Origin of the sequence: Acidovorax sp. JG5 (assembly GCF_017939685.1) — a bacterium.
Classification (GTDB): Bacteria; Pseudomonadota; Gammaproteobacteria; order Burkholderiales; family Burkholderiaceae_C; genus Acidovorax.
The window spans coordinates 1-26,465 of sequence record NZ_JAGKSE010000012.1; the positions used below are offsets into that span (position 1 = coordinate 1).

Consider the following 26,465-nt stretch of genomic DNA (forward strand, 5'->3'; position numbering starts at 1 on the left):
GGCGCGCATGTACGCCAGCAGGGCTTCGTCGCTGTGACGCCGGGCAGGTCCACCGTGGCCAGACTCACGCCGGCGCAGCCAGTTGAAGTACCCGCTCGCGCTGACCTCCAGCACCCCGCAGGACACACTCACCGGGTACAGCTTTCTCATTTGGTGAATCCAGGCGTACCTCGCAGCGTGTCCTGCGCGAAGTACGCCGCGGCTTTTTTTGCGATGTCGCGCTCCATGCGAAGGCGAGCATTCTCTGCACGCAACCGGGCTATCTCCATCTGCTCGGGCGAGACTTGGATGCCCTTGTCACCACCGCCCGCACCGTCCAATTCTCCCTTGGCTGACAGCCGCACCCAGTTGCCCAGGCTCGCTTTGGGGATGCCCAGTACCTTGGCCACCACCGCAATCGCCTGACCCGAGCGGACCTGCCGAACGGCCTCCTGCTTGAACTCTCGCGTGTACTGCGCACGCACCTGCTTGTCACTCATCTCTGAACTCCTTGTCGGTATTTTCAACAAGGGTTAAGAACTCCACTTTTCAGGGGCAACCTCAGGTCCCCATGACTTAACAAGGGCGCATCAGCCCGCTGTAAGCACCAGGTTGTCGCGGTGCACCATCTCCGACTCCGCGACATAACCGAGCAGCTTTTCAACCTCGGAAGACGGTTTGCGGCACAACAGCCGGGCTTCCGCGCTCGCATAGTTGGCCAGCCCGCGCGCAATTTCCCGCCCCGACGGATCGCGCACCGCAATCACTTCGCCGCGCGAAAAATCGCCCTCCACTGCCGTCATGCCGATGGGCAGCAGGCTCTTGCCCTCGTCGCGCAGCTTGGCTGCGGCACCGGCATCGACGACGACAGCGCCGCGCATTTGCAGGTGGTCGGCCATCCACTGTTTGCGGGCCTGTTTTTTGGCCGTCTGGGCCACCAGCAAGGTGCCCAGTGCCTCGCCTTGCACCAGGCGCACCAGGACATTCCCTTCCCGCCCCCAGGCGATCACCGTAGACGCCCCGGACCCCGCCGCCCGCTTGGCAGCCAAAATTTTGGTGATCATTCCACCCTTGCCAATGCTGGAGCCCGCCCCCCCGGCCATGGCTTCCAGGGCCGGATCACCCGCTTGCGCCTCATGCACGAACTGCGCGGCAGGGTCTTTGCGGGGATCGGCCGTGTACAGCCCTTTCTGGTCCGTGAGGATGACCAGCGCATCCGCCTCGACCAGGTTGGCCACCAGCGCACCGAGGGTGTCGTTGTCGCCGAACTTGATTTCATCCGTGACCACGGTGTCGTTTTCGTTGATCACCGGCACCACACCCAGGCGCAGCAAGGTCAGCAAGGTCGAGCGCGCATTGAGATAGCGCTCACGGTCTGCCAGATCGGCGTGCGTGAGCAACACCTGCGCGCTGCCCATGCCCTGTTCGCGCAGCTTGGTCTCGTACATCTGCGCCAACCCCATCTGCCCCACCGCTGCTGCGGCCTGCAGTTCGTGGATTTCCTGCGGGCGCGCGGACCAGCCCAGGCGCTTCATGCCTTCGGCGATCGCACCGCTGGAGACCATCACCACCTCACGGGGTGCACCGCCGCCATCGCCGCGCACCAGGGCTGCCAGCTGACGGCTCCACTCGCCGATGGCGGTTTCATCCAGACCACGGCCTTCATTGGTCACAAGGCTGGACCCCACCTTGACCACAATGCGGCGGGCATCTCGCAATACGCTGGAAACCATTTTTCGATTCATTTTGGCCTCTAGCGCTTATGAATCAAGCGCCATCAGCTATTAAACACATAGCAAAACAGATTGCGCGAAAGGCCCATGCCGTCAGACGGGTGCATCTCCAGCAAACCGTGGATCCACTTCCACCGGCTCGTTTTCGATGCGTTGCTCAGACTGCACATGGCGGAAGATCGCATGGATCAGCGGCTCGCAACCCTCGCGCGTCAGCGCAGAAATCTCGAACACCGGCCCCTTCCACTTGAAGCGTTTGACGAAGTCTTTGACGCGCGTCTCTCGTTCATCGGCCGGCACCATGTCGAGCTTGTTCAGCACCAGCCAGCGCGGCTTGTTGTAAAGCTGTTGGTCGTATTTTTTCAACTCGTTCACGATGGCCTTGGCCTGGGCCACCGGATCCACGGCGTCATCAAAGGGCGCCAGATCCACAATGTGCAGCAGCAAACGGGTGCGTTGCAGGTGGCGCAGGAACTGGTGACCCAGCCCCGCACCTTCAGAAGCACCTTCAATCAGGCCAGGAATATCGGCCACCACAAAACTCTGCTCGGGCCCCACGCGCACCACCCCCAGATTCGGGTGCAGCGTGGTGAAGGGATAGTCGGCGATCTTGGGGCGCGCGTTGGAGACCGCCGTGATGAACGTGGATTTGCCCGCATTCGGCATGCCCAGAAGACCCACGTCGGCGAGCACCTTCAGTTCGAGTTTCAGGTTCTTCTTCTCACCCGGCCAGCCTGGCGTCTTCTGGCGCGGCGCCCGGTTGATGGCGCTCTTGAAGCGCATGTTGCCAAAGCCGCCATCGCCGCCCTTGGCGATGGTGATGACCTCGCCGGGATTGAGCAGCTCGTACAGCACCTCACCCGTCTCCGCGTCGGTGATGATGGTGCCCACCGGCATCTTCAGCGTGATGTCGGAGCCTGCGGCACCAAACATGTCCGAGCCCATGCCATGCTCGCCCCGCTTGGCCTCATGGCGGCGCGAATAGCGAAAGTCCACCAAGGTGTTCAGGTTGGGGTCGGCCACGGCAAACACATGCCCCCCGCGCCCCCCGTCACCCCCATTGGGGCCGCCGAACTCCTTGTATTTTTCGTGCCGGAACGACACGCAGCCATTGCCACCATCACCGGCAGCAATGTCAATATAGGCTTCATCGACGAACTTCATGGGGTATCCAGTTTACAAAAGAGCGCGAGCCAGGCGGGCGATGCCTCCTGAAAGCGCAAAGCCCCGTCCATGCGGGGCACGCGGGCCAGCACCATAGCACCGGCACACGCCTTAAACAACAAAGCCCCGACAGGGCGGGGCTTCGATTGCTGCCAGAGGAATCAACCTCAGGCGGGAGTCACATTGACCGTGGACTTGGACAACGCACCCTTGGTGCCGAACGACACGTGGCCATCCACCAGGGCGAACAAGGTGTGGTCCTTGCCCACACCGACATTGCTGCCGGGGTGGAAACGCGTGCCGCGCTGGCGCACGATGATGGAGCCAGCACTGATCAGTTCACCACCGAACGCCTTGACACCCAGCATCTTTGGCTTGGAGTCGCGCCCGTTTCGCGTAGAGCCGCCGCCTTTTTTCTGTGCCATGACATCAGCTCCTTTTTAAGCAGCGATCACGCCGATTTGCAGTTCGGTGAACTGCTGACGGTGACCTTGACGTTTCTGATAGTGCTTGCGACGGCGCATCTTGAAGATGTGCACTTTGTCGTGCTTGCCGTGCGCCACGACGGTGGCTTTCACGGTTGCGCCGGACACCAGGGGAGTACCCACCTTCAGTTCAGCGCCGTTGCCGACAGCCAGAACCTGGTCGATCACAATTTCCTGGCCTACGTCCGCAGCAATCTGTTCTACTTTAATTTTTTCGCCGGAAGCAACGCGATACTGCTTGCCGCCGGTTTTTATGACCGCGTACATGTTGACCTCTTGATATGAGTTCTGCAGACGGATTTCCGCAGAGCCAAAAATTATACCACCGGACGAAAAATTAGCCAACCACTGCGCGCACTGTGCCGCAATCACATCGGCAATGGTCATCCTGTGCGCAGGCCTTCCTATAATTCGCAGCACTTTCTGCGTGCCACCCTATCTTGACCTCCCCCATCATCCCCGCCGCCACGTCGCCATTGACGATCATCACCGACGACATGCGCGAAGTGGACCGCGTCATTGCCCAGCGTCTAACGTCCAGCGTGCCCCTGGTGGCGCAAATCTCCCAGTACATCATTGCAGCCGGCGGCAAGCGGCTGCGCCCGGCCCTGCTGCTGCTGATATGTGGCGCCCTGGGTTATCGGGGGCAGCACCGGTTCAGCCTGGCTGCAGTCGTCGAGTTGATCCACACAGCCACCTTGCTGCACGACGACGTCGTGGATGCCTCCACCCTGCGCAGGGGACGCGCCACCGCCAATCAGACCTTCGGCAATCCCGCTAGCGTACTGGTGGGCGATTTTCTGCACTCGCGCTCATTTCAGATGATGACGGAGACTGGAAACATGCGCGTCATGGATGTGCTGTCCGAGGCCACCAACGTCATCGCAGAAGGCGAAGTACTGCAACTGATGAACATGCACGATGCCTCCCTGGATGAATCAGGGTACTTGCAAGTCATCCGCTCCAAGACCGCCAAACTCTTTGAAGCCAGCGCACGGTTAGGCGCCATTCTTGCGGCAGCGCCCCCACCCATCGAAGAGGCCTGCGCAACGTATGGGCAAGCATTGGGCACAGCGTTCCAAATCATTGACGATGTGCTCGACTATGACGGGGACACGGCGGAAATGGGGAAAAACCTGGGCGACGACCTGCGCGAAGGAAAATCCACGCTGCCACTCATCGTGGCCATGCAACGAGGCTCTTCCGAGCAAGCTTCCATTGTGCGGGACGCCATTGAAGAAGGCTCCACAGATCGCCTGGACGATGTGGTAGCCATCGTCCGAACCACCGGAGCGCTGGAAGCAGCGCGCACAGCCGCCTTCGCGGAAGCCCGCCGCGCAATGGCTGCTGCGGAGCAGTTGCCAGCGGGCAACTACGCAACGAGCTTGCTACAATTAGCAGCTCAATTGCTTGAGCGCCGCGCCTGAATTTCAGTTGCATCGACCAGAAATTGTAATCAGCGGTATCAATGCACGGGGTGTAGCTTAGCCTGGTAGAGCGCTACGTTCGGGACGTAGAGGCCGGAGGTTCGAATCCTCTCACCCCGACCATTCTCAACACACATCAAACACGTTCCACACACTGTGGCAATACTGCCATATGGCAGCGCTGTACAGGGCGCAAGTGTTCGGCGATGATAGGATGGTTTCTTCCACCACTAATTGCCCGGGTTACATGGCCGCTGTTGATACTGTCCAGAAAGAAGCCTCCTCAGTAGCCCTCCCAGGATTGGGCCGCGCGCTGATATCGGCGGGAAAGCTGACACAAAAATCAGCCGAGGAAATTTACAAAAAGTCACAGACAAGTCGCACCAGCTTTATCGCTGAGTTAACCGGCTCAGGCGTCGTTTCCGCCTCGGATTTGGCGCACACCGTTTCGGCTGTTTTTGGCGCACCATTGCTGGACCTGGACGCCATAGATCCACTGCGTCTTCCCAAAGACCTGCTCGACGCCAAAATTTGCAACGGTTACCGGGTGGTTGTTCTCAGCAAAAGAAACAATCGGCTCATAGTGGCCACGGCAGATCCAACGGATCAGGAAGCCGCCGAGAAAATCAAATTCACCACCCAAATGGGGGTGGACTGGATTATTGCAGAATACGATAAGTTAAGTCGTCTGGTAGAAAACACCACAAAATCCACCAGCGAATCCATGGATACGCTGATCAGTGGCGGGGGTGATTTTGAATTCGATGATGTCACTGTTGAAGAAGCCACGGAGAGTACGGATGCTGGAAGCGACGTTGAAGACGCTCCAGTCGTCAAGTTTTTGCACAAGATGCTGCTCGATGCTTTCAATATGCGGGCCTCTGATCTGCATTTCGAACCTTATGAGCACCAGTATCGGGTGCGGTTTCGTATTGATGGAGAATTGCGCGAAATTGCATCCCCCCCTATTGCCATCAAGGACAAATTAGCCTCCCGCATCAAGGTTATTTCGCGCCTCGATATTTCCGAGAAACGGGTGCCCCAGGATGGGCGCATGAAATTGAAAGTGGATCCCGACCGGGTCATCGACTTTCGTGTGAGCACCTTGCCCACGCTGTTTGGCGAAAAAATCGTGATTCGTATTTTGGATCCCAGCAGCGCGAAACTCGGCATTGATGCGCTAGGTTATGAGGCCGTGGAGAAAGAGCGCCTACTGGCAGCGATCGGTCGTCCTTACGGAATGGTTTTGGTCACCGGCCCCACCGGGTCGGGCAAGACGGTTTCGCTCTATACCTGTTTGAACTTGCTCAACAAACCTGGTGTCAATATCGCCACGGCCGAAGATCCATCTGAAATCAATCTCCCAGGAGTGAACCAAGTCAACGTCAACGAAAAGGCCGGGCTCACCTTTGCGGTGGCTCTCAAGTCTTTTCTTCGTCAGGATCCGGACATCATCATGGTGGGTGAAATTCGCGATCTGGAGACCGCCGATATTTCTATCAAAGCGGCGCAGACGGGACACCTTGTTCTTTCAACCTTGCATACGAATGACGCGCCCACCACATTGACTCGCATGCGCAATATGGGAATTGCGCCCTTCAATATTGCGTCCAGCGTTATATTGATCACGGCCCAGAGACTGGCCCGTCGGCTTTGCCCTGTTTGCAAGACACCTGCTGATATTCCCCATGAAACACTGGTGGATGCAGGTTTTCCTGAGCATGAGATCGATGGCTCTTGGGTAACCTACCGCCCTGTTGGCTGCTCTGCCTGCAACAACGGATACAAGGGCCGTCTGGGGATTTATCAGGTCATGCCAATTACCGAAGAGATTCAGCGCATCATCCTGCGCGACGGCAGCGCGCTGGAAATTGCGGAACAAGCCAAACGGGAAGGCGTACGTTCTTTGCGTGACGCGGGTCTGCATAAAGCGAAATTGGGCCTCACTTCATTGGAAGAAGTGCTGGCAGTGACCAACGAATAACTCAAAACCGAGGGCGCTTTATGGCAACCGCAGCATCCAAACGCGACATCAAGGACTTCGTCTTTGAGTGGGAAGGCAAAGACCGCAACGGAAAGATTGTCAGGGGGGAAACTCGTGCCGGAGGGGACAATCAGGTACAGGCCATGTTGCGGCGCCAAGGGGTTTTCCCCACCAAGATCAAGAAGCGCCGCATGCGCTCTGGCAAGAAGATCAAACCCAAAGATATTGCCTTGTTCACCCGCCAACTGGCTACCATGATGAAGGCTGGGGTGCCGTTGCTGCAGGCGTTCGATATTGTGGGACGCGGCAACACCAATGCCAGCGTGACCAAATTGCTGAACGATGTGCGCTCGGATGTGGAAACCGGCACCTCATTGAATGGTGCATTTCGCAAATACCCCATGTATTTCGACAGCCTGTATTGCAATCTGGTCGAAGCAGGTGAAGCAGCGGGTATTCTGGAAGCGCTTCTCGATCGTCTGGCGCTTTACATGGAAAAGACCGAGGCCATCAAATCAAAAATCAAGTCGGCGCTCATGTACCCTATTTCGGTGGTGATTGTGGCGTTTGTGGTGGTCACCGTGATCATGATTTTTGTGATTCCAGCCTTCAAGGAAGTCTTCACCTCGTTTGGTGCAGATTTGCCCGCCCCCACCCTTTTCGTCATGGCCATCAGCGAAATATTCGTGAAGTGGTGGTGGTTGATTTTCGGCGTGCTGGGTGGCGGGTTTTACTTCTTCATGCAGGCGTGGCGCCGCAGTGAAAAAGTCCAGATGTTCATGGACCGCCTGATGCTGCGCATGCCCATTTTTGGCGCGCTGGTGGAAAAATCCTGCGTCGCCCGCTGGACCCGGACGCTTTCGACAATGTTTGCTGCAGGCGTGCCCTTGGTGGAGGCACTGGACTCCGTAGGGGGCGCCTCAGGGAATTCGGTCTATTCCATGGCGACCGACAAGATTCAGCAAGAGGTTTCTACGGGAACCAGCCTGACTGCGGCAATGGGCAATGCCAATATCTTCCCTTCCATGGTGCTGCAGATGTGCGCCATTGGGGAGGAGTCAGGTTCCATCGACCACATGCTGGGCAAGGCGGCCGACTTCTATGAAGCGGAAGTGGACGACATGGTGGCCGGGCTCTCCAGCCTGATGGAACCCATCATCATCGTGTTTTTGGGCACCCTGATCGGTGGCATCGTGGTGTCGATGTACCTGCCGATTTTCAAGCTCGGTCAGGTCGTCTGATGGGCGTGGATATCTGGGCAGAACCCGCCATCGCGGGCCTGGTGGGTTTGCTGCTGGGCAGCTTTCTCAATGTTGTGATTCACCGCTTGCCCCAAATGATGGAGCACCAATGGGCGCAGGAGCATGTGGCATTCGCGGCTGGCGGCGCCCATGCTCCGCCCGCGGCAAGCAGCGAAGCCACTTTCAATCTATGGACACCGCGTTCACGCTGCCCCTCGTGTGGGCATGCGGTGCAGTGGTATGAAAACATACCGGTGCTGAGCTATCTGTTTCTGCGCGGGCGTTGCTCGGCGTGCCATGTGCGCATCAGCGCGCGCTACCCCCTGGTAGAAATTCTCACCGCCGCGCTTTTTGCATTTTGCGCCTACCAATGGGGCTTGACGCCCACGGGCCTGGCCTGGTGCGGTTTCTCGGCCGCCCTGGTGGCCCTGGCGTTCATCGATTGGGACACCACCTTGCTGCCCGACGACATCACGCTGCCCTTGCTCTGGGCGGGGTTGCTGGCATCGGCCGGGCGCTGGATCGATGTTCCGCTGCTGGCTTCCGTGACAGGCGCCGCAGCGGGTTATCTCTCGCTGTGGCTGGTGTACTGGGCCTTCAAGCTTGCCACGGGCAAGGAGGGCATGGGATATGGCGACTTCAAGCTGTTTGCCGCGCTGGGCGCCTGGTTTGGCTGGCAGGCGCTGGTCCCCATCATTTTGATGTCTTCCGTGATCGGTGCACTGGTGGGGATTGGCCTCAAAGTCTTCAACAACCTGCGTGAAGGCGGCTATGTGCCTTTCGGCCCCTTCCTGGTGGGCGCCGGCCTGACGGCCATGGTGTTCGGGCCCCATGCCATTTTGCAAACGGTGCTGAATCTGTTCGGCCTGTGATCATGCAACGGCCAACGCATGTGGGGCTGACCGGGGGCATTGGCAGCGGTAAAAGCACGCTGGGGCAGATGCTCCAGTCCTGCGGCGCAGCGCTGATCGATGCGGACGCGATTGCCCGTGGCGTCACTGCAGCCGCAGGCGCCGCCATTGCGGATATCCGGGCTGCCTTCGGACCGGACGCCATCGATGCCACCGGCGCCATGGACCGCTCCCGCATGCGCGCACTGGCCTTCGCCAACCCCCAGGCACGCGCCCAGCTCGAAGCCATCGTGCACCCCTGGGTCACACGGCTGGGCGACCAGCAAGCACAGGATGCATGGGCCGCAGGGCATCGCGTCATCGTCTTCGATCTTCCCTTGCTGGTGGAATCGGGCCGCTGGGCGCGCAAGCTCGATGCCGTGGTGGTGGTGGATTGCAGCGCCGAAACGCAGATCCACCGAGTCATGGCGCGCAACGGACTGCAGCGCGCTGCGGTGCAAGCCATCCTGGACACACAGGCAAACCGTCCAGCCCGGCGCGCCGCCGCAGACGCCGTGGTTCTGAACGATGGCATTGCGCTAGACACCCTGCGCAGCCATTCATTGCAACTGGCCCGCCTGTTCGGGCTATGATGCTATAGAGTTCTTTGCAACCACTTCCATGCCGTGCGCCACCGGCGTCAGAACATCCACTGAGCCCCCAGGAATCCGCCAGCGTGATCCTTTACGAATACCCCTTTAACGAGCGCATCAGAACCTATCTGCGGCTGGAGCAGTTGTTTCGCCGGCTGGGAGAGCTGATTCCTCGCCAGCATCCGCTGGACCATCACTTTGCCCTCGTCACCATCTTTGAGATCATGGACGTGGCGGCGCGTGCCGACCTGAAATCCGACGTTCTCAAAGATATCGAGAAGCACAAGCACCAGCTCGACAGCTACCGTGGCAATCCCTCCATTTCAGAGGCGGCACTCGATGCCGTGGTGGCGCAGCTGGACCACTGCTTTACATCGCTCAACCACCAGACGGGCAAGTCGGGCCACGCACTCACCGAAAACGACTGGCTGATGAGCATCCGCAGCCGCATCGGCATTCCTGGCGGCACTTGCGGCTTTGATCTGCCAGCCTATTACGCGTGGCAGCACAAGGACGTGGCGGAGCGCCAGCACGCGCTGGAGCAATGGGCATCCACCCTCGCGCCCCTGGCGGAATCGATTTACGTGCTGCTCAAATTGCTGCGCGACACGGGCGTGCCGCAAAAGGTGGCGGCCGAGCGCGGCCAGTTCCAGCAGAACCTGCCGCAAGGCCGCACCTTCCAGTTGCTGCGCCTGCGCATCGATCCCGCGCTGGAGCTGATTCCGGAGATCAGCGGCAACCGCCTGATCGTGTCGGTGCGCCTGATGCGGCAGGAGCCCGATGGACGCCTGCAGTCGTCCACCGAAGATGCCGCTTTCGAGCTCACGCTCTGCGCCTGAAGGAGGCCTGCAGATGGCAACCGAAACCCCACCGGATGAAGCCACCCGCCTTGTCACCTGCCCGCAGTGCGGCGGCGACAGCATCTACAGCCCCCAGAACCGCTATCGGCCCTTTTGCAGCGAGCGCTGCAAGCAGATAGACCTGGGCGCCTGGGCCAGCGAGGACTTTCGCATGCCCGCCGAAGCACCACCCGACGATGCGCAGCATGGTGACCCGCGCCACCAGCACTGACGGCAGTTCGGTTGCGGGCAACCCAGGGATATGCGTCAAATCCGACGCCAGCGCTTATTGGATAAGCGCTGGCAGCTATTAATTCAGTAGCTATTCCACTGAAAACTGCTGGCCACGTTCCTCGGCCAGCCATTGCAGCACGGGGTAAGCACCGGGCAACACCGGCGACACGCTCAAAGGCATCTGCTGCCAGGCCATCGTCTGGCCCTCGCGCATCTCGAACGCTCCGGTCCACTCCGAAACCTTGCACCAGTGCAGGCGCACCAGGGCGTGGGGGTAGTCGTGCTCTGTCACCTTCCAGACGCTGGCGGGCCCGATGGTCACCCCCAGCTCCTCGATCAGTTCGCGGCGCAGGGCCTGCTCCACCGTTTCGCCCGCCTCCAGCTTGCCACCCGGAAACTCCCAGTAGCCCGCATAGGGCTTGCCAGGCGGGCGCGTGGACAAGAGCATCGCGCCATCCGCGCGCAGCAAGATGCCCACAGCCACCTCGGTGTGCTTGCGCTCAGCCACTGTGCCGCCCTGCGTAGTCGCGCGCGAACTGGTAGGCCACGCGGCCGCTGCGCGAACCGCGCTCCAGCGCCCAGACCAACGCCTCGGGGCGTGCCGCCGCGATGGCGGATTCCGGCACGCCGAGCGACGACAGCCACTGGGCCACGATGGTCAGGTACTCATCCTGGCTGAAGGGGTAAAAACTGACCCACAAGCCAAAACGCTCCGACAGCGAAATCTTCTCTTCCACCGCCTCGCCGGGATGGACCTCGCCATCGTCGGTGTGGGTGTAGGTGCGGTTTTCCGCCATGTACTCGGGCAGCAGGTGGCGCCGGTTGCTGGTGGCATAAATCAGCACATTGGGCGTGGCCGCGGCCACCGAGCCGTCGAGGATGGACTTGAGCGCCTTGTAGCCCGGCTCGCCGTCTTCAAAACTCAGGTCGTCGCAGAAGACGATGAATTTCTCGGGCCGGGCGGACACCACATCCACGATGTCTGGCAGATCCGTCAGATCGGCCTTGTCCACCTCGATCAGGCGCAGGCCCTGGGCCGCATGGGCGTTCAGGCAGGCCTTGATGAGCGAGGACTTGCCCGTGCCGCGCGCACCGGTCAGCAGCACGTTGTTGGCGGGCAAGCCCTGCACGAACTGCTGGGTGTTGCGCTCGATCTTTTCTTTTTGCCCGTCAATTTCCTTGAGGTCCGCCAGCTGCATGGCCGCCACATGGCGCACGGGCTCTAGGGTGCCGTGCCCGCTGCTGCGCTTGCGGTAGCGCCAGGCAATGGCAGCCGACCAGTCGGGCGCGCCCAGGGGCTGGGGCAGCACGGATTCGATGCGCGCGATGAGCTGCTCGGCGCGCTCGATCAGGTGTTCAAATTTTTCGTTCATTTTGGCCTGTAGCGCTTATGGATAAAACGCTAACAGCTATTATTTGAGGAGCAAATTTACGAGCGGTAGTCCGCATTGATGGTCACGTATTCGTGGCTGAAATCGCAGGTCCACACCGTGTCCACGGCGTCACCCCGGCCCAGCAGCACGCGCACGGTGATCTCGCTTTGCTTCATCACGCGCTGGCCGTCTTCCTCGCGGTAGGCGGGGTTGCGCCCGCCTTGCACGGCCACATGCACGTCGTCGAGATAGAGGTCGATGCCGGTCTGGTCAAGGTCCGCGATGCCCGCATAGCCCACCGCCGCCAGGATGCGGCCCAGGTTCGGGTCGCTGGCATAGAACGCCGTTTTGACCAGCGGCGAGTGGGCAATGGCATAGGCCACCTGGCGGCATTCCTCGCCGGTCTTGCCGCCCTCCACCCGCACAGTGATGAACTTGGTGGCGCCTTCACCATCGCGCACGATGGCCTGGGCCAGCTTTTGCGCCACGCCCAGCATGGCGGCCTTGAGGGCCTTGCCGTCAGCGCTGTCCAGTGCCATGATGGGCGCGTGCGCCGCCTTGTTGGTGGCGACCACCACGAACGAATCGTTGGTGGAGGTGTCGCCATCGATGGTGACGCGGTTGAACGAGCCATCGGCCAACTCACGCGCCAGCTGCTGCATCACCGCGGGATGCACGCAGGCATCGGTGGCCATGAAGCCGAGCATGGTGGCCATGTTGGGGCGGATCATGCCCGCGCCCTTGCTGATGCCGGTGATGGACACCGTGGCACCACCGATCTGCACCTGGGCCGAGAAGGCCTTGGGCAGGGTGTCGGTGGTCATGATGCCTTCGGCCGCACGCGCCCAGTGGCCGGGCTGTGCGTCGGCAAGGGCGGCGGGCAGGCCGGCTTCGATGCGGTCGTGGGGCAGCGGCTCCATGATCACACCGGTGGAGAACGGCAGGATCTGTTCGGGCGCCACGTTGAGCTGGCGCGCCAGCGCAATGCAGGTGGCCCGAGCACGCACCAAACCGTCGGCGCCCGTGCCGGCGTTGGCGTTGCCGGTGTTGATCACCATGGCGCGAATGGGCTGGCCGCTGGCCAGGTGTTCGCGGCTGATCTGCACCGGGGCCGCACAAAAACGGTTCTGGGTGAAAACACCCGCCACGCTGGCGCCCTCGTCCAGCAGGAACACAGTCAGGTCCTTGCGGTGGGCTTTGCGGACACCGGCTTCGGCAACACCGATACGGACGCCGGCAATCGGATGCAGATCGGCGGCAACGGGGGCAAGTAGATGAACGGGCATGGGGGTCTTTCTCAAAAAACTGCGGACGATTATCCGGAAAACCGTGGCGCGCAAATGAAGACACGGGCCGCGGCCCGTGTCGTCTGGTTCTGGTCAATCAGGCCAGTTTGCCATGGCACTGCTTGTATTTCTTGCCGCTACCGCAGGGGCAAGGGTCGTTGCGCCCCACCCGCACGCCTTCGGGCAAGGCCTGGGCCAGCGTCTGGGCGTCCACCGTCGTCTCCACTTCGCCCGTTTCGGTGGGCGCGGTGTAGGTCACGTTGGCAATGCTTTCGGCACGGCTTTCCATGTCCTGCGCGGCCTGGTCGAGCTGCGCTGGCGACTGCACCTGCACGGTCATGAGGATCTTGGTGACTTCGCTCTTGACCTGGTCGATGAGCTGGCGGAACAGCTCGAACGCTTCGCGCTTGTATTCCTGCTTGGGCTGCTTCTGGGCATAGCCGCGCAGGTGGATGCCCTGGCGCAGATAGTCCAGCGCGCTCAGGTGGTCGCGCCAGTTGGAATCGAAGCTTTGCAGCAGCACCACGCGCTCGAACTGGGTGAAGTTGTCACGCCCCACCTGTTCGATCTTGGCGTCAAACGCCGCATGCGCCGCCTGCAGCACCTTCTCCAGAATTTCGTCGTCGGTGATGCTGTGCGCGCCCTCCACTTCCTGCTGCAGCGCAATCGCAACCTGCCATTCGTCGGCCAGCACCTTTTCGAGGGCCGGCAGGTTCCACTGCTCCTCGACCGATTCCGCCGGAACATACGTGCGCACCAGATCGGTAATGCAGTCCTCGCGCATCGCGGCAATCACGTCCGACAGTTCGGCCGCGTCCAGGATGTCGTTGCGCTGCTGGTAGATGACCTTGCGCTGGTCGTTGGCCACATCGTCGTATTCCAGCAGTTGCTTGCGGATGTCGAAATTGCGCGCCTCCACCTTGCGCTGGGCCGACTCGATGCTGCGCGTGACAATGCCCGCTTCGATGGCTTCGCCATCGGGCATCTTCAGGCGGTCCATGATGGCCTTGACGCGGTCGCCGGCGAAGATGCGCATCAGCGAATCATCGAGACTCAGGTAAAAGCGCGAGGAACCCGGGTCGCCCTGGCGGCCCGAGCGGCCGCGCAACTGGTTGTCGATGCGGCGCGATTCATGGCGCTCGGTGGCAATGATGCGCAGCCCGCCCAGCTCTTTGACCTTTTCATGGTCGCGCGCCCATTGCGCACGCACTTCGGCAATGCGGGCCTGTTTGGTGGGCTCGTCCAGCGATTCGTCCGTCTCCACGGCTGCCAGCAGCTTTTCAATGTTGCCGCCCAGCACGATGTCGGTACCGCGCCCGGCCATGTTGGTGGCAATGGTGATCATGCCGGCGCGCCCGGCCTGGGCCACGATGTCTGCCTCGCGGGCGTGCTGCTTGGCGTTGAGCACCTGGTGCGGCAGGCCTTCCTTGATCAGCAGCTGGTCAATGATTTCGGAGTTCTCGATCGACGTGGTGCCCACCAGCACGGGCTGGCCGCGCTCATGGCATTCGCGAATGTCCTTGATGGCGGCTTCGTATTTTTCGCGCGTGGTCTTGTACACGCGGTCGAGTTGGTCGTCGCGCTTGCTGGGGCGGTTGGGCGGAATGACCACGGTTTCGAGGCCGTAGATTTCCTGGAACTCATAGGCTTCGGTGTCGGCCGTGCCGGTCATGCCGGCCAGCTTGTTGTACAGGCGGAAGTAGTTCTGGAAGGTGATGGAGGCCAGGGTCTGGTTCTCGGCCTGGATGGTCACACCTTCCTTGGCTTCCACCGCCTGGTGCAGGCCCTCGCTCCAGCGGCGGCCCGACATCAGGCGGCCGGTGAACTCGTCCACAATCACGATCTCGCCGTTTTGCACCACATAGTGCTGGTCGCGGTGGTAGAGGTGGTTGGCCCGCAGCGCTGCATACAGGTGGTGCATGAGCGTGATGTTGGCGGGGTCGTACACCGAGGCGCCTTCAGCAATCAGGCCCTGGCTGGCCAGGATGCGCTCGGCCGACTCGTGGCCCTGCTCGGTCAGGAAGACCTGGTGGGTTTTCTCGTCCAGAGTGAAGTCGCCAGGCTTGGTCACGCCTTCGCCCGTGCGCGGATCAGCCTCGCCCTCCTGGCGCACGAGCAGGGGAACGACCTTGTTCATGGCGATGTACATCGCTGTGTGGTCTTCGGCCTGGCCGCTGATGATGAGCGGCGTGCGCGCCTCGTCGATCAGGATGGAGTCGACTTCGTCCACGATGGCGAAATTGAGGCCATGCTGAACGCGGTCCCGCGCTTCATAGACCATGTTGTCGCGCAGGTAGTCGAAACCATACTCGTTGTTGGTGCCGTAGGTAATGTCTGCGGCATAGGCGGCCTGCTTTTCCTCGCGCGGCATGTTGGGCAGGTTGATGCCCACCGTCAGCCCCAGGAAGTTGTACAGCCGCCCCATCCACAGGGCATCGCGGTTGGCCAGGTAATCGTTCACGGTGACCACATGAACGCCCTTGCCCGACAGTGCGTTCAGATAGACGGGCAGGGTTGCGGTGAGGGTCTTGCCCTCGCCGGTGCGCATTTCGGCGATCTTTCCGTAGTGCAATGCCATGCCACCGAGCAGCTGCACATCGAAATGGCGCATCTTCATGATGCGCTTGGAGCCTTCGCGCACCACGGCAAATGCCTCTGGCAACAGGTCGTCCAGCGACTCGCCCTTGGCCACACGCTCCTTGAACTCCAGCGTCTTGGCGCGCAGCGCGTCATCGGTCAGCTTCTCATAGTCGGGTTCCATCGCATTGATGCGTGTGACCGTCTTGCGATATTGCTTGAGGAGCCGGTCATTGCGGCTGCCGAATAGTTTGGTAAGGAAGTTGGTGGCCATGCGAACAGGACCGCCCGCCATGCTCCAAAGAACATGTCAAGCGACCGAAACCCCTAAGATGAATTGATTTCAGGTGGGCCCACCGCCCGTGATTGCAAGCACTGCAACACCAGGCAACAGACTCCGGACCCAGGATTTTACCCGCCTGCTGCCAAGGCCCCGGGCAAAGCGGGTGTCCGCGATAATCCCATGCACCCTGACTTCACCACACCCCGTACAACAATACCCATGAACCGCCGCCACTACGCAATCACCCTGCAGCAAGCCAGCGAGGATTCTCCAACGCTGGCAAGGCTGGCGGCGCTCACGCGGGACTCCAGCGAACGATTTCAAGCCATTGAATTGCTAATCCCGGCAGCGCTGCGCTCTGCCGTACAAGCGGGTCCGATCGATGGAAACAGCTGGTGTTTGCTGGTCAAAAGCAATGCGGCGGCGGCAAAAATACGCCAATTGCTGCCTGCGTTGCAGGCGCATTTGCGAAGCCTGGGGTGGGATGTGAACTCCATTCGCCTCAAGATCCAGAACTGAGTCGCCCCGAGAAAAAGGGGGGCGAGCCGCAAGACCGTTAGGGGACAAATGGTGCCGATTGTCGGAATCGAACTGACGACCTACCGCTTACAAGGCGGGTGCTCTACCAACTGAGCTAAATCGGCGAAGGCTGTATTTTATCCTGCAAATACAGCGCATTTTGGGGCGTGTGTTGCGCTATTTGATGCGTTTGAGGGCGGGGCGGGCACTGCCCGAAGCGCGCGGAGGACGGGGATCGTCGCCACCTTCCTCGGTAGCCGTGCTGTCGCTGGGAACCAGTTGCACCACACGATCGTCGGTGTTTCCCTCAGAGTCTTCCAGGATCGGGGCGACCGAAACCGGCCCGCCGTCGAGCGTGGCAGCCGCCACATCCACCGGCGCAGGAAATGCCATGCCCTGCCCGTTTTCACGGGCGTAGATGGCAATCACCCGACCCACGGGGACCAGAATTTCGCGCGACTTTCCGCCGAAGCGGGCCTTGAACTCGATGAAATCATTGCCCAACTGCAAAGAACTGGTGGCGTCGTAGCTGATGTTCAAAACAATTTCGCCATCCTTCACAAACTCACGCGGCACCTGGACGGACCCATCCACCCGCACCGCCACGTAGGGTGTGAACCCGTTGTCAGTGCACCACTCGTAAAGGGCCCTGATCAGGTAAGGGCGCGTGGAGGTGGAGTCCGGGGCATTCATGGTGTGGCTAGGGTGCGAGTGTCGAGAGAGCCAGATGGCGCCAAGCTTACTTGCGCATCACTTTCTCTGATGGCGTGAGTGCTTCAATGTAGGCCGGACGCGAAAAAATACGCTCTGCGTATTTGAGCAACGGCGCTGCGTTCTTGCTCAGATCAATGCCGTAGTAATCCAGGCGCCACAGCAGCGGGGCGATGGCTACGTCGAGCATCGAAAAATTGTCGCCCAGCATGTACTTGTTCTTGAGGAACACGGGGGCCAGTTGCGTCAGGCGGTCACGGATGTGGGCGCGGGCTTTTTCCAGCGCCTTTTCATTGCCTTTGGTCGCGCGCGATTCCAGAATATTCACGTGCACGAACAATTCCTTCTCGAAGTTGAGCAGGAACAGGCGCACGCGGGCGCGGTCCACCGGGTCGCCGGGCATCAGCTGTGGATGCGGGAAGCGCTCATCGATGTACTCGTTGATGATGTTCGACTCATACAGGATCAGGTCGCGCTCCACCAGAATGGGCACCTGGCCGTACGGGTTCATCATGCTGATGTCTTCGGGCTTGTTGTACAGGTCCACATCGCGGATCTCAAAGTCCATGCCCTTTTCAAACAGGACGAAGCGGCAACGGTGGGAGAAGGGACAGGTCGTACCCGAATAAAGCACCATCATGGTGAGAGGCTCCTAAAAATCAAAAGAGTGGGACGCTAAAAAGCGCCCACTCTGTAAAGTCCCGCCGCGCCAGACTGGCGCGCGGTCAGCGGATCAAAGGCTTACTTGACGTCTTTCCAGAAGGCCGCATTGAGCCTCCAGGCGATGACCGTGAAGACACCCAGGAAGATCAACACCCACACACCCACCCGCACGCGGGTGTTCTGCGCTGGCTCGCCCATCCACTGCAGGTAGTTCACAAGGTCGCCAATGGTTTGATCGAACTGCAGGGGCGTCATGGTACCAGGGGTGACTTGCTGCCAACCCTTGAAAACCTGGGTCGTTTGACCGTGGCTTTCATGCGCTTCGAAAACCGGGCGGCGATCACCTTGCAGCTGCCACAACACATGGGGCATGCCCACGTTCTGGAACAGCAGATTGTTCCAGCCGGTAGCCTTGGTTTCGTCACGGTAGAACGTGCGCAGGAACGTGTACAGATAGTCAGCACCCGTGCCACCGTGGCCTGCGCGCGAGCGGGCGATCACGGTCAGGTCGGGTGGGTTGGCACCAAACCATTCCTTGGCCTGCTTCGGATCAATGGACGCCTTCATGGTTTCACCCACCTTTTCAGTGGTGAACAGGAGGTTATCCTTGATCTGCTGGTCGGTCAGGCCGATGTCGCGCAGGCGGTTAAAACGCATGAACGCGGCGGAATGGCAGCTCAGGCAATAGTTCACGAATACCTTGGCACCGTTTTGCAGCGAAGCCAGGTCGTTGGTCTTGTTAGGAGCCTTGTCCCATGCAATGGTGTTGCCACCGGCGGCATGCGCAGCACCTGCCGCCAGGCCCAGCACGGCCACCAACGTAAGGATGAGTTTCTTCATTATTGTTATCTCCAGGGCTCAATGCGCAGTGAAGTTGACACGGTCAGGCACTGGCTTGGTTGCGCCGATACGGCTCCACCACGGCATCAGCAGGAAGAAACCGAAGTAGAACAAGGTGCCAACCTGTGAAACGCGCTCACCCACCGGGGACGGCGGCTGCACACCCAGGTAACCCAGGATCAGGAAGTTGATCACGAAGATGCCGTACAGGTACTTGTGCCAGCTCGGACGATAGCGGATGGACTTCACGGCACAGTTGTCAAGCCATGGCAGGAAGAACAGGATGATCACGGCACCGCCCATCACCACCACACCCCAGAACTTGGCGTCAATCGACAGCATGAGCAGGACCGCCACGGCTGCAGCAATCACAATGCCACCCTTGAGAAAACCGGGCAGACGAGCCTTGACCACGCCGAGGACAGCACCCAGCAGCACGCAGGCAATCAGCGCATACATCATCTCGCTGGTGATGGCACGCAGCATGGAGTAAAACGGCGTGAAATACCAGACGGGCGCAATGTGCAGCGGCGTCACCAGCGGGTCGGCCGGGATGAAATTGTTGTACTCCAGGAAGTAGCCCCCGAACTCCGGCGCGAAAAACACCACCGCAGTAAACGCCATGAGGAACATACTCAGCGCAAAGATGTCATGCACTGTGTAGTAAGGATGGAACGGCACACCATCGAGCGGCTTGCCATTGGCATCCTTGGGTGCATTGGGCGCCTTGATTTCCACACCATCGGGGTTATTGGAACCTACGTCATGCAAGGCCAGCAAGTGGGCTACCACCAGACCCAGCAGCACCAGCGGCACAGCGATCACGTGGAAGCTGAAGAAGCGGTTCAGCGTGGCGTCGCCCACCACGAAGTCACCACGAATCAGCAGTGCAAGGTCAGGGCCAACGAAAGGAATGGCGGCAAACAGGTTCACGATCACCTGGGCACCCCAGTAGGACATCTGGCCCCAGGGCAGCAGGTAGCCCATGAATGCCTCGGCCATGAGCGCCAGGAAAATCGCGCAGCCGAAGATCCAGACCAATTCGCGCGGCTTGCGGTAGCTGCCATAGATGAGGCCACGGAACATGTGCAGGTACACCACCACAAAGAAGGCCGATGCCCCGGTGGAGTGCATGTAGCGGATCAGCCAGCCCCAGGGAACATCGCGCATGATGTACTCGACCGACGCAAACGCCAGCGCCGCATCAGGCTTGTAGTGCATCACCAGGAAGATGCCGGTGACGATCTGGATCACCAGCACGACCAGCGCCAACGAACCAAACACGTACCAGAAATTGAAATTCTTCGGAGCGTAGTACTCCGACATGTGCACGCGGTAGGCATCAAACGCCGTGGGGAAACGGTTTTCGAACCAGTTCGTGACCTTGGCACCAGCCGAGGCGTTGGGGGAGATTTCTTTGAATTCGTGGGCCATGTAGTGCTCCTTCAGGCCTTCTTGTCTTCGCCGATGATCAGACGCGTATCGGAGAGATACATGTGCGGAGGCACCTCGAGGTTGTCGGGCGCTGGCTTGTTCTTGAACACCCGACCAGCCACGTCAAACGTGGAACCATGGCAGGCACAGAGGAAGCCACCATGCCAGTCATCCGGCAGGGATGGCTGGGGACCTGTCTGGAACTTGTCTCCGGGCGAGCACCCCAGATGGGTGCAAATGCCCACACCGACAAATACTTCGGGCTTGATCGACCGATGCTGGTTCTTGGCGTACTCGGGGGTGGGATAGGCTTTGCGATCCGATTGGGGATCGGCCAACTGGGGCTCGGTCTGCGCCAGGGACTCCAGCTGCTCGGGCGTACGTTTCAGGATCCACACAGGCTTGCCGCGCCACTCCACGGTGATTTTCTCTCCGGGTTTGAGGGCTGAGATGTCCACCTCAACGGCTGCACCTGCAGCCTTGGCACGCTCAGAGGGCTGGAAAGAACTCACGAAAGGTACGGCAGCTGCCACGCCGCCCACCGCACCAGCGCAGGCAGACGTGATGATCCACGTCCGCTTGCTGGAGTCGATTGGAGTGTCACTCATGGGGATCCTCGATGAACATCGCTAGATTGGGGTCAACGGGGAATTGTAGCGGAGTGAAAATGGGTATTTCAATGTACTGGCCCGCCTTGACAGCGCTGCGAACTCGGCAATACTTGCGCATTCGCAACTAATCGAGAAATAACTATGAGCATGATGCAAGAGTTTCGTGAATTCGCAATCAAGGGCAACGTGATCGACCTGGCCGTCGGCGTGATCATCGGTGGCGCGTTCGGCAAGATAGTCGACTCGGTGGTTTCCGACCTGATCTTGCCCGTGGTGGGTCTGGTGTTCGGCAAGCTCGATTTTTCCAACATGTTCCTCGCGCTGGGCGAGGTGCCGGCGGGCACGGCGCAGACGCTGGATGCGATCAAAAAGGCGGGCGTCCCCGTGTTCGCCTACGGTAGCTTCATCACCGTAGCGGTGAATTTTCTGATCCTTGCGTTCATCATTTTCATGATGGTCAAGCAGATCAACCGTCTCAAGCGCGAAGCGCCCGCTGCGCAAGAGGCTCCTGCCGCCCCCGCCGAAGACATCGTGCTGCTGCGCGAGATCCGCGACAGCCTCAAGCGCTAATCGCTACAGGTGCGCGGCACCGCTGCCGCTTCACCACGGCCTGCGCCCTCTGCCCCCCCGCAGAGGGCGTTTTGGTTTTTATGGGGCCATCTGGCGCGCCACGCGCACGGCCTCCACCAGGCTTGCCGCGTCGGCAATTCCCTGGCCGGCAATGTCAAAAGCGGTGCCATGGTCGGGGCTGGTGCGCACCAGCGGCAGGCCCAGCGTCACGTTCACGCCTTTGTCCACCCCCAGGTATTTCACGGGGATCAGCCCCTGGTCGTGGTACATGGCTAGCACCACGTCGAACTCCCCGGCACGCTGCGCTGTGTGGCGCGCGCGCATGAACACCGTGTCGGGCGCCAACGGGCCGTGCACATCCATGCCCAGCGCGCGCGCATCGGCCACGGCCGGCGCGATGCATTCAATTTCTTCGCGGCCAAACAAGCCCCCTTCGCCCGCGTGCGGATTGAGGCCCGCCACCGCCATGCGGGGCACACGCCCCAGGCTTCGCAGCAGCGCGGCGTGGGTGATCTGCAGCGTCTGCAAGACGTTGTCGCGCGTCACGGCGGCAATGGCGTCGCGCAGCGACAGGTGGATGCTGACCAGCACCGTGCGCAGTTCATCGCTGGCCAACATCATGCGCACCGGCATGGCTGACAGCGGCACGCCACTATGGGCCGCCGCCTCGGCCTGCAGCAGTTCGGTATGACCGGGAAAGACCACCCCGGCGGCAGACAGCGCCTCCTTGTGCAGCGGCGCGGTGACCAGGGCGGCAATGCGGCCTTGCAGGGCTGCGCGCGCAGCCCACACCACACAGTCGGCTGCCGCACGGCCAGCCACGGCGCTCACCTGGCCCCACGGCACGGGGCCGGGCAAGCCCGGCAGTTGCAAAACGGGCATGCAGCGCGGCGGCACCTGCCACGCGCCATCGGGCGATGTGATCAACGCCACCGGCAACTCCGGCACGCCGGGGCGCACGATGCACTGCGCGGCACGGCGCAGGGTTGCCAGATCGCCCACGGCAAAGCAGCCGCGCAGCACCTCGGGCGCGTCACGAAAGGCCTTGGCCACAATCTCGGGGCCGATACCGGCCGGGTCACCTTGGGTGATGGCGATGGCTTGCATGGTGATTTTTTGGTCAAATCAGCTTGTAGCGCTTATGTATTAAGCGCTACAAGCTATTAAATAAATAGCAAAAGACAAGCAGAGCATTCCGCAGCGCTCATGCCGGATTGTCAATCTCGATGAAATGGTGCTCCACACCCAGCTGCTGCGCAACCAGCGCGGCAGCGGCGGGGGCGCCGTAGCGCTCGGTGGCATGGTGCCCGGCAGCGATGAAGGCCACGCCCATTTCCCTGGCCAGATGGGCCTGGGGCTCCGAGATTTCGCCGGTGATAAAGGCATCGGCCCCGGCAGCGATGGCCGATTCGAAATAGCCCTGCGCCCCGCCCGTGCACCAGGCCACGCGCTGGATGCCCCGTTGCGCCGCCGGCTGCACCAGCGTCACGGGGCGCCCCAGGCGCTGGGCCACATGGTCGGCCAGTGCCTGCACCCCATCAAACGTGGCCGGCCCGGCAAACCCGAGGTCCTGCTCGCCAAAGCGCTGGTCAGCCGTCCAGCCCAGAACGCGCCCCAGCTGGGCGTTGTTGCCCACCTCGGGGTGCGCATCCAGCGGCAGGTGGTAGGCAAACAGGTTGATGTCGTGCGCCAGCAGCAGGCGCAGGCGCTCGCGCATCCAGCCGGTGATGCGGCCATCCTGGCCGCGCCAAAACAGGCCGTGGTGCACAAAAATGGCGTCGGCCCGGCGGGCAATGGCGGCTTCGATCAGCGCCCGGCTGGCCGTCACGCCGCTCACGATGCAGGCGATGTCGGTCTTGCCTTCGACCTGCAGGCCATTGGGGCCGTAGTCCTTGAAACGCTCGGGTTGCAGCAGTGCATCGAAAGCCTGCTGCAGTTGTTGGCGGGAAATGCGCATGTGCCTATTGTCGCGCGCGGCCGCGGCCCCATCTGTGGTGGGCTTGGAGGACAATTGCGCCAGCGTGCAATTGCGCCATGCCCAGCGCGGCGTGCTGCGTTTTTCTGCCTTTTTTTTATTAGCCAACCCTTCCCATTCCATGAAACGCTTCTGGCTGCTTTTTTCCCAGACCGTCACCGTGTTCGTAGCGGCCTATTTCGTTGTTGCCACGCTGCAACCTGACTGGATCCGCAGCGGCGCCATGCGCTCGGGCGCTGGCATTGCGCTGATCGAAGCGCCCGCCACGGCTTCGGCGCAGCCGCAAGCCGGAAGCCTCAGCAGCGCCGCCCGCAAAGCCGCGCCTGCCGTGGTCAGCATCAACACCAGCAAGGAAGTGCGGCACCCGCGCAGCAACGACCCCTGGTTCCAGTTCTTCTTTGGCGACCAGGGAAGTCAGTCCCAGGCGGGGCTGGGCAGCGGGGTGATCATCAGCCCCGACGGCTACATCCTGACCAACAACCATGTGGTGGAAGGCGCCGACGAGATCGAGGTCACGCTCACCGACAGCCGCCGTGCCCGCGCCACCGTGATCGGCACCGACCCCGACACCGATCTGGCCATCCTCAAGGTCGAACTCGACAAGCTGCCCGTGATCGTGCTGGGCAACTCCGACCAGGTGGCCGTGGGCGACCGGGTGCTGGCCATCGGCAACCCCTTTGGCGTGGGCCAGACGGTGACCAGCGGCATCATCAGCGCGCTGGGCCGCAGCCAGCTCGGGATCAACACCTTCGAAAATTTCATCCAGACCGACGCGGCCATCAACCCCGGCAACTCGGGCGGCGCGCTGGTGGACGTGAACGGCAACCTGCTGGGCATCAACACGGCGATCTACTCACGCTCGGGCGGCAGCATGGGCATCGGTTTTGCCATTCCGGTGTCCACCGCCCGGCTGGTGCTGGACGGCATCGTCAAGGACGGCCGGGTCACCCGCGGCTGGATCGGCGTGGAGCCCAACGAACTCTCGCCCGAGCTGGCCGAAACCTTTGGCGTGAAAGCCACCGAGGGCGTCATCATCACCGGCGTGCTGCAGGATGGCCCCGCCGCCCAGGCCGGCCTGCGCCCCGGCGACGTGATCGTGCGGGTTGACGGCAAGGGCGTGGGCAACGTCTCCGAACTGCTCACGGCCGTGGCAGCGCTCAAGCCCGGCACGGCCACGCCCTTTGCCGTGCAGCGTGGCGATACCGTGGTGGACCTGAACGTCACCCCAGGCATGCGCCCCAAGCCGCAGCGTGCCGTGCAGCGCTGAAAAGACACCAATGAAGGCAATGGAACGCGCCTTCTGATGCTCCTAAAAAAATAGCTTCCAGCGCATGATGGGTAAGCGCTGGAAGCCTTTTTCTATCAAACCAGGGCCTGTATGGCCCCTGTAAAGATCAGGAAAATCAGGAAGAGGAGGAAGCCGCTTCTTCGGTGTCCTCGGGCGCCTGGGTGTGCTTGATGAAAATCTGGGCCGCCCAGATACCCACTTCGTAGAGCAGGCACATCGGAATCGCCAGTGCCAGCTGGGACACCACATCTGGCGGCGTGACCACGGCCGCGATGATGAACGCGATCACGATGAAATAGCCCCGAAAACCCTTGAGCTTTTCCACGCTCACAATGTTCATGCGGGCCAGCACGACCACCGCAATCGGCACTTCAAACGACATGCCGAACGCCAGGAACATGGTCAGCACGAAGCTCAGGTAGGCCTCGATGTCTGGCGCCGCGGTGATGCTCTTGGGCGCAAAGCCCTGGATGAAGCTGAACACCTGCCCAAACACAAAAAAGTAGCAAAAAGCCACGCCAATGAAGAACAGCACCGTGCTGGACACCACCAGGGGCAGCACCAGTTTTTTCTCGTGCGAATAGAGCCCCGGCGCCACAAAAGCCCAGACCTGCCACAGAACAAAAGGCAGCGCCAGCAAAAAGGCCGACATCAGCAAAATCTTGAGCGGCACCATGAAAGGCGAGATGACCGAGGTCGCGATCAGCGTGGCGCCCTTGGGCAGGTGTGCCACCAGCGGCGCCGCCAGAAAATCGTAGAGCGCGCCAGGGCCGGGAAAGAAAAACAGCAGCGCAGCCGCCACACCGATGGCGATGATGGCCTTGACCAGGCGGTCGCGCAGCTCCATGAGGTGCTGCACAAACGGCTGCTCGGTGCCTGCCAGTTCGTCGTCTTTGGAGGGGGTTTCGGACATGTTGGAGTTTCGCGGGCGTCGTCAGCAACGCCAACGCTGCGCGGCAGGGCGCAGCATCAATGGAATTTCTGTGGCCGGTAGCGCGCAACGCGCGCCGCGCCCGACAGGGCCTTGGTACGAACGCCGCTGCGCGCCTTGTACCACTGGGGCATGGCGCCCTTTTTCAGGCGCCAGTTCTTGCCCGGATGCCTGTAGGCCGGCACCACGGCAAAGGAATCGTTCAACTCGCCACTGGCCGTGCTGCCGGCCTGCGCCAAGTCCTTTTCGAATTCGCTGGCGCTGGTCTGGATGGATTGCTCCACATCGCGCGCCGCGTTCTCGACCGTGTCCTTCATCTTCTTGAGCTCGTCGAGCTCCATGGACCGGTTCACCTCGGACTTCACGTCCGCCACATAACGCTGCGCCTTGCCCAGCAAGGCGCCCACCGTGCGGGCAACGCGGGGCAGCTTCTCGGGCCCGATGACAATCAGTGCCACCACGCCGATCAGCGCCATCTTGGACAGGCCAATATCAATCATGGAAGCGCCAGCGTCCGGACTCAGCTTTTTTGCTTGGCTTCGACATCGATGGTGGTCTTGTCGGCGGCGGCCTGGTTGGCCACCTGACCAGCAGGGGGAGTGGCAGCGTTGGTGTCGGGCGAGGAGCCGTCCTTCATGCCGTCCTTGAAGCCCTTGACTGCGCCCCCCAGGTCGGAACCCATGTTCTTGAGTTTCTTGGTGCCGAACACCATCACGACGATCAGCAGCACGATCAGCCAGTGCCAGATAGAAAAAGAGCCCATGGAATATCTCCTAACGAATTGGAATCATTTTAGACGGGGGCTGTGACAGGCGTTCAAAGTCCCTTCACCGCC

At 61.1% G+C, this 26,465-nt stretch carries 28 protein-coding genes, 2 tRNA genes and 1 pseudogene; 11 read left to right on the forward strand and 20 right to left on the reverse strand.

What is annotated here, in order from left to right:
• The 5 genes and pseudogenes from J8G26_RS12790 to rplU form a co-directional block, all read right to left on the reverse strand.
• A pseudogene (locus J8G26_RS12790) lies at nt 1-479 on the reverse strand (transposase); the annotation flags it as partial.
• A gap of 90 nt (nt 480-569) precedes the next feature.
• The gene (gene proB / locus J8G26_RS12795; protein WP_210569479.1) at nt 570-1,712 is read right to left on the reverse strand and encodes a glutamate 5-kinase; all 1,143 of its coding nucleotides are present in this window, start codon (nt 1,710-1,712) and stop codon (nt 570-572) included.
• 93 nt (nt 1,713-1,805) lie between these two features.
• Nucleotides 1,806-2,876 (reverse strand): Obg family GTPase CgtA, encoded by a 1,071-nt coding sequence (gene cgtA, locus J8G26_RS12800; protein WP_210569349.1) that lies wholly within the window; start codon nt 2,874-2,876, stop codon nt 1,806-1,808.
• Between the two features lie 167 nt (nt 2,877-3,043).
• Nucleotides 3,044-3,301 carry a 50S ribosomal protein L27 gene (rpmA, locus tag J8G26_RS12805; protein ID WP_087743920.1) on the reverse strand — a complete coding sequence of 86 codons (258 nt, stop codon included), beginning with the start codon at nt 3,299-3,301 and terminating at the stop codon, nt 3,044-3,046.
• 15 nt (nt 3,302-3,316) lie between these two features.
• Nucleotides 3,317-3,628: a 50S ribosomal protein L21 gene (gene rplU, locus J8G26_RS12810; RefSeq protein ID WP_024814187.1), complete on the reverse strand. Its 312-nt coding sequence runs from the start codon at nt 3,626-3,628 to the stop codon at nt 3,317-3,319.
• 230 nt (nt 3,629-3,858) lie between these two features.
• Between rplU and J8G26_RS12815 the strand changes: the two genes are divergently transcribed.
• The 8 genes from J8G26_RS12815 to J8G26_RS12850 all read left to right on the forward strand — a co-directional run bounded on the left by J8G26_RS12815 (nt 3,859) and on the right by J8G26_RS12850 (nt 10,567).
• A complete protein-coding gene (locus J8G26_RS12815; RefSeq protein ID WP_210569481.1) occupies nt 3,859-4,788 on the forward strand; it encodes a polyprenyl synthetase family protein in 930 nt (309 codons plus the stop codon).
• Nucleotides 4,789-4,834: 46 nt separating this feature from the next.
• Nucleotides 4,835-4,911 (forward strand) — tRNA-Pro (locus J8G26_RS12820).
• A gap of 124 nt (nt 4,912-5,035) precedes the next feature.
• A complete protein-coding gene (gene pilB, locus J8G26_RS12825; RefSeq protein WP_210569351.1) occupies nt 5,036-6,772 on the forward strand; it encodes a type IV-A pilus assembly ATPase PilB in 1,737 nt (578 codons plus the stop codon).
• A 20-nt stretch (nt 6,773-6,792) separates the two neighbouring features.
• Complete coding sequence (locus J8G26_RS12830; RefSeq protein ID WP_087743915.1) at nt 6,793-8,013, forward strand: type II secretion system F family protein; 1,221 nt, start codon at nt 6,793-6,795, stop codon at nt 8,011-8,013.
• Nucleotides 8,013-8,885 (forward strand): A24 family peptidase, encoded by an 873-nt coding sequence (locus tag J8G26_RS12835; protein WP_210569353.1) that lies wholly within the window; start codon nt 8,013-8,015, stop codon nt 8,883-8,885. Before J8G26_RS12830 ends, J8G26_RS12835 begins: the two co-directional genes overlap by 1 nt.
• A 2-nt stretch (nt 8,886-8,887) precedes the next feature.
• Nucleotides 8,888-9,496 (forward strand): dephospho-CoA kinase, encoded by a 609-nt coding sequence (gene coaE / locus J8G26_RS12840; protein ID WP_210569355.1) that lies wholly within the window; start codon nt 8,888-8,890, stop codon nt 9,494-9,496.
• 83 nt (nt 9,497-9,579) lie between these two features.
• On the forward strand, nt 9,580-10,335 hold the full coding sequence (gene zapD, locus J8G26_RS12845; protein WP_210569358.1) for a cell division protein ZapD: 756 nt from the start codon (nt 9,580-9,582) through the stop codon (nt 10,333-10,335).
• Nucleotides 10,336-10,348: 13 nt separating this feature from the next.
• On the forward strand, nt 10,349-10,567 hold the full coding sequence (locus tag J8G26_RS12850; RefSeq protein ID WP_210569360.1) for a DNA gyrase inhibitor YacG: 219 nt from the start codon (nt 10,349-10,351) through the stop codon (nt 10,565-10,567).
• A gap of 90 nt (nt 10,568-10,657) precedes the next feature.
• Here the strand turns inward: J8G26_RS12850 and J8G26_RS12855 are convergent, their stop codons facing one another.
• The 4 genes from J8G26_RS12855 to secA all read right to left on the reverse strand — a co-directional run bounded on the left by J8G26_RS12855 (nt 10,658) and on the right by secA (nt 16,079).
• Entirely contained in the window at nt 10,658-11,077 is a 420-nt protein-coding gene (locus J8G26_RS12855) for an NUDIX domain-containing protein (protein ID WP_210569361.1), read from the reverse strand.
• On the reverse strand, nt 11,070-11,942 hold the full coding sequence (locus tag J8G26_RS12860) for an ATP-binding protein (protein WP_210569363.1): 873 nt from the start codon (nt 11,940-11,942) through the stop codon (nt 11,070-11,072). The genes J8G26_RS12855 and J8G26_RS12860 overlap by 8 nt, the downstream gene beginning before the upstream one ends.
• Nucleotides 11,943-11,998: 56 nt before the next feature.
• Entirely contained in the window at nt 11,999-13,228 is a 1,230-nt protein-coding gene (argJ, locus tag J8G26_RS12865) for a bifunctional glutamate N-acetyltransferase/amino-acid acetyltransferase ArgJ (protein WP_210569364.1), read from the reverse strand.
• 97 nt (nt 13,229-13,325) lie between these two features.
• The gene (secA, locus tag J8G26_RS12870; RefSeq protein WP_210569366.1) at nt 13,326-16,079 is read right to left on the reverse strand and encodes a preprotein translocase subunit SecA; all 2,754 of its coding nucleotides are present in this window, start codon (nt 16,077-16,079) and stop codon (nt 13,326-13,328) included.
• A gap of 228 nt (nt 16,080-16,307) precedes the next feature.
• Between secA and J8G26_RS12875 the strand changes: the two genes are divergently transcribed.
• Complete coding sequence (locus J8G26_RS12875) at nt 16,308-16,607, forward strand: hypothetical protein (protein WP_210569368.1); 300 nt, start codon at nt 16,308-16,310, stop codon at nt 16,605-16,607.
• Between the two features lie 49 nt (nt 16,608-16,656).
• Here the strand turns inward: J8G26_RS12875 and J8G26_RS12880 are convergent.
• The 6 genes from J8G26_RS12880 to petA all read right to left on the reverse strand — a co-directional run bounded on the left by J8G26_RS12880 (nt 16,657) and on the right by petA (nt 20,863).
• Nucleotides 16,657-16,732: transfer RNA gene (locus J8G26_RS12880), tRNA-Thr, on the reverse strand.
• A gap of 52 nt (nt 16,733-16,784) precedes the next feature.
• Complete coding sequence (locus J8G26_RS12885; RefSeq protein WP_210569370.1) at nt 16,785-17,300, reverse strand: ClpXP protease specificity-enhancing factor; 516 nt, start codon at nt 17,298-17,300, stop codon at nt 16,785-16,787.
• A gap of 46 nt (nt 17,301-17,346) precedes the next feature.
• The gene (locus tag J8G26_RS12890; RefSeq protein ID WP_086913260.1) at nt 17,347-17,958 is read right to left on the reverse strand and encodes a glutathione S-transferase N-terminal domain-containing protein; all 612 of its coding nucleotides are present in this window, start codon (nt 17,956-17,958) and stop codon (nt 17,347-17,349) included.
• A 101-nt stretch (nt 17,959-18,059) separates the two neighbouring features.
• Complete coding sequence (locus J8G26_RS12895; RefSeq protein ID WP_210569372.1) at nt 18,060-18,821, reverse strand: cytochrome c1; 762 nt, start codon at nt 18,819-18,821, stop codon at nt 18,060-18,062.
• An 18-nt stretch (nt 18,822-18,839) separates the two neighbouring features.
• On the reverse strand, nt 18,840-20,255 hold the full coding sequence (locus J8G26_RS12900; protein WP_086913262.1) for a cytochrome bc complex cytochrome b subunit: 1,416 nt from the start codon (nt 20,253-20,255) through the stop codon (nt 18,840-18,842).
• Between the two features lie 11 nt (nt 20,256-20,266).
• Nucleotides 20,267-20,863 (reverse strand): ubiquinol-cytochrome c reductase iron-sulfur subunit, encoded by a 597-nt coding sequence (gene petA, locus J8G26_RS12905; RefSeq protein ID WP_086913263.1) that lies wholly within the window; start codon nt 20,861-20,863, stop codon nt 20,267-20,269.
• 144 nt (nt 20,864-21,007) lie between these two features.
• Between petA and mscL the strand changes: the two genes are divergently transcribed.
• Nucleotides 21,008-21,436 (forward strand): large conductance mechanosensitive channel protein MscL, encoded by a 429-nt coding sequence (gene mscL, locus J8G26_RS12910; protein ID WP_086913264.1) that lies wholly within the window; start codon nt 21,008-21,010, stop codon nt 21,434-21,436.
• 78 nt (nt 21,437-21,514) lie between these two features.
• Here mscL and pdxA read toward each other — a convergent pair whose 3' ends face one another.
• On the reverse strand, nt 21,515-22,543 hold the full coding sequence (pdxA, locus tag J8G26_RS12915; RefSeq protein WP_210569374.1) for a 4-hydroxythreonine-4-phosphate dehydrogenase PdxA: 1,029 nt from the start codon (nt 22,541-22,543) through the stop codon (nt 21,515-21,517).
• 97 nt (nt 22,544-22,640) lie between these two features.
• Complete coding sequence (locus J8G26_RS12920; RefSeq protein WP_210569376.1) at nt 22,641-23,393, reverse strand: Nif3-like dinuclear metal center hexameric protein; 753 nt, start codon at nt 23,391-23,393, stop codon at nt 22,641-22,643.
• 139 nt (nt 23,394-23,532) lie between these two features.
• On the opposite strand from J8G26_RS12920, the gene J8G26_RS12925 reads away from it, so the two are divergent.
• Nucleotides 23,533-24,678, forward strand: a complete 1,146-nt coding sequence (locus J8G26_RS12925; protein WP_087743896.1) for a trypsin-like peptidase domain-containing protein — start codon at nt 23,533-23,535, stop codon at nt 24,676-24,678.
• Between the two features lie 136 nt (nt 24,679-24,814).
• On the opposite strand, the gene tatC is transcribed toward J8G26_RS12925, so the two are convergent.
• From tatC to tatA, 3 genes are read right to left on the reverse strand one after another with little or no spacing between them, the layout of a single operon-like run.
• A complete protein-coding gene (gene tatC, locus J8G26_RS12930) occupies nt 24,815-25,612 on the reverse strand; it encodes a twin-arginine translocase subunit TatC (RefSeq protein ID WP_087743894.1) in 798 nt (265 codons plus the stop codon).
• Between the two features lie 56 nt (nt 25,613-25,668).
• Nucleotides 25,669-26,130 (reverse strand): Sec-independent protein translocase protein TatB, encoded by a 462-nt coding sequence (gene tatB / locus J8G26_RS12935; RefSeq protein WP_210569378.1) that lies wholly within the window; start codon nt 26,128-26,130, stop codon nt 25,669-25,671.
• A gap of 20 nt (nt 26,131-26,150) precedes the next feature.
• Nucleotides 26,151-26,393 (reverse strand): Sec-independent protein translocase subunit TatA, encoded by a 243-nt coding sequence (gene tatA, locus J8G26_RS12940; RefSeq protein WP_086913273.1) that lies wholly within the window; start codon nt 26,391-26,393, stop codon nt 26,151-26,153.
• Nucleotides 26,394-26,465: the final 72 nt, after the last annotated feature.

What these genes read in the sequence shown, in the direction of transcription:
- J8G26_RS12925 (WP_087743896.1), top strand. Translation starts at nt 23,533, where the DNA reads ATGAAACGCTTCTGGCTGCTTTTTTCCCAGACCGTCACCGTGTTCGTA.
- J8G26_RS12860 (WP_210569363.1), bottom strand. Translation starts at nt 11,942, where the DNA reads ATGAACGAAAAATTTGAACACCTGATCGAGCGCGCCGAGCAGCTCATC.
- J8G26_RS12815 (WP_210569481.1), top strand. Translation starts at nt 3,859, where the DNA reads ATGCGCGAAGTGGACCGCGTCATTGCCCAGCGTCTAACGTCCAGCGTG.
- J8G26_RS12920 (WP_210569376.1), bottom strand. Translation starts at nt 23,393, where the DNA reads ATGCGCATTTCCCGCCAACAACTGCAGCAGGCTTTCGATGCACTGCTG.
- J8G26_RS12900 (WP_086913262.1), bottom strand. Translation starts at nt 20,255, where the DNA reads ATGGCCCACGAATTCAAAGAAATCTCCCCCAACGCCTCGGCTGGTGCC.
- J8G26_RS12875 (WP_210569368.1), top strand. Translation starts at nt 16,308, where the DNA reads ATGAACCGCCGCCACTACGCAATCACCCTGCAGCAAGCCAGCGAGGAT.
- proB (WP_210569479.1), bottom strand. Translation starts at nt 1,712, where the DNA reads ATGGTTTCCAGCGTATTGCGAGATGCCCGCCGCATTGTGGTCAAGGTG.
- tatA (WP_086913273.1), bottom strand. Translation starts at nt 26,393, where the DNA reads ATGGGCTCTTTTTCTATCTGGCACTGGCTGATCGTGCTGCTGATCGTC.
- J8G26_RS12895 (WP_210569372.1), bottom strand. Translation starts at nt 18,821, where the DNA reads ATGAAGAAACTCATCCTTACGTTGGTGGCCGTGCTGGGCCTGGCGGCA.
- coaE (WP_210569355.1), top strand. Translation starts at nt 8,888, where the DNA reads ATGCAACGGCCAACGCATGTGGGGCTGACCGGGGGCATTGGCAGCGGT.
- J8G26_RS12890 (WP_086913260.1), bottom strand. Translation starts at nt 17,958, where the DNA reads ATGATGGTGCTTTATTCGGGTACGACCTGTCCCTTCTCCCACCGTTGC.
- secA (WP_210569366.1), bottom strand. Translation starts at nt 16,079, where the DNA reads ATGGCCACCAACTTCCTTACCAAACTATTCGGCAGCCGCAATGACCGG.
- rplU (WP_024814187.1), bottom strand. Translation starts at nt 3,628, where the DNA reads ATGTACGCGGTCATAAAAACCGGCGGCAAGCAGTATCGCGTTGCTTCC.
- J8G26_RS12830 (WP_087743915.1), top strand. Translation starts at nt 6,793, where the DNA reads ATGGCAACCGCAGCATCCAAACGCGACATCAAGGACTTCGTCTTTGAG.
- J8G26_RS12850 (WP_210569360.1), top strand. Translation starts at nt 10,349, where the DNA reads ATGGCAACCGAAACCCCACCGGATGAAGCCACCCGCCTTGTCACCTGC.
- argJ (WP_210569364.1), bottom strand. Translation starts at nt 13,228, where the DNA reads ATGCCCGTTCATCTACTTGCCCCCGTTGCCGCCGATCTGCATCCGATT.
- petA (WP_086913263.1), bottom strand. Translation starts at nt 20,863, where the DNA reads ATGAGTGACACTCCAATCGACTCCAGCAAGCGGACGTGGATCATCACG.
- rpmA (WP_087743920.1), bottom strand. Translation starts at nt 3,301, where the DNA reads ATGGCACAGAAAAAAGGCGGCGGCTCTACGCGAAACGGGCGCGACTCC.
- cgtA (WP_210569349.1), bottom strand. Translation starts at nt 2,876, where the DNA reads ATGAAGTTCGTCGATGAAGCCTATATTGACATTGCTGCCGGTGATGGT.
- J8G26_RS12835 (WP_210569353.1), top strand. Translation starts at nt 8,013, where the DNA reads ATGGGCGTGGATATCTGGGCAGAACCCGCCATCGCGGGCCTGGTGGGT.
- J8G26_RS12885 (WP_210569370.1), bottom strand. Translation starts at nt 17,300, where the DNA reads ATGAATGCCCCGGACTCCACCTCCACGCGCCCTTACCTGATCAGGGCC.
- pdxA (WP_210569374.1), bottom strand. Translation starts at nt 22,543, where the DNA reads ATGCAAGCCATCGCCATCACCCAAGGTGACCCGGCCGGTATCGGCCCC.
- pilB (WP_210569351.1), top strand. Translation starts at nt 5,036, where the DNA reads ATGGCCGCTGTTGATACTGTCCAGAAAGAAGCCTCCTCAGTAGCCCTC.
- mscL (WP_086913264.1), top strand. Translation starts at nt 21,008, where the DNA reads ATGAGCATGATGCAAGAGTTTCGTGAATTCGCAATCAAGGGCAACGTG.
- tatC (WP_087743894.1), bottom strand. Translation starts at nt 25,612, where the DNA reads ATGTCCGAAACCCCCTCCAAAGACGACGAACTGGCAGGCACCGAGCAG.
- tatB (WP_210569378.1), bottom strand. Translation starts at nt 26,130, where the DNA reads ATGATTGATATTGGCCTGTCCAAGATGGCGCTGATCGGCGTGGTGGCA.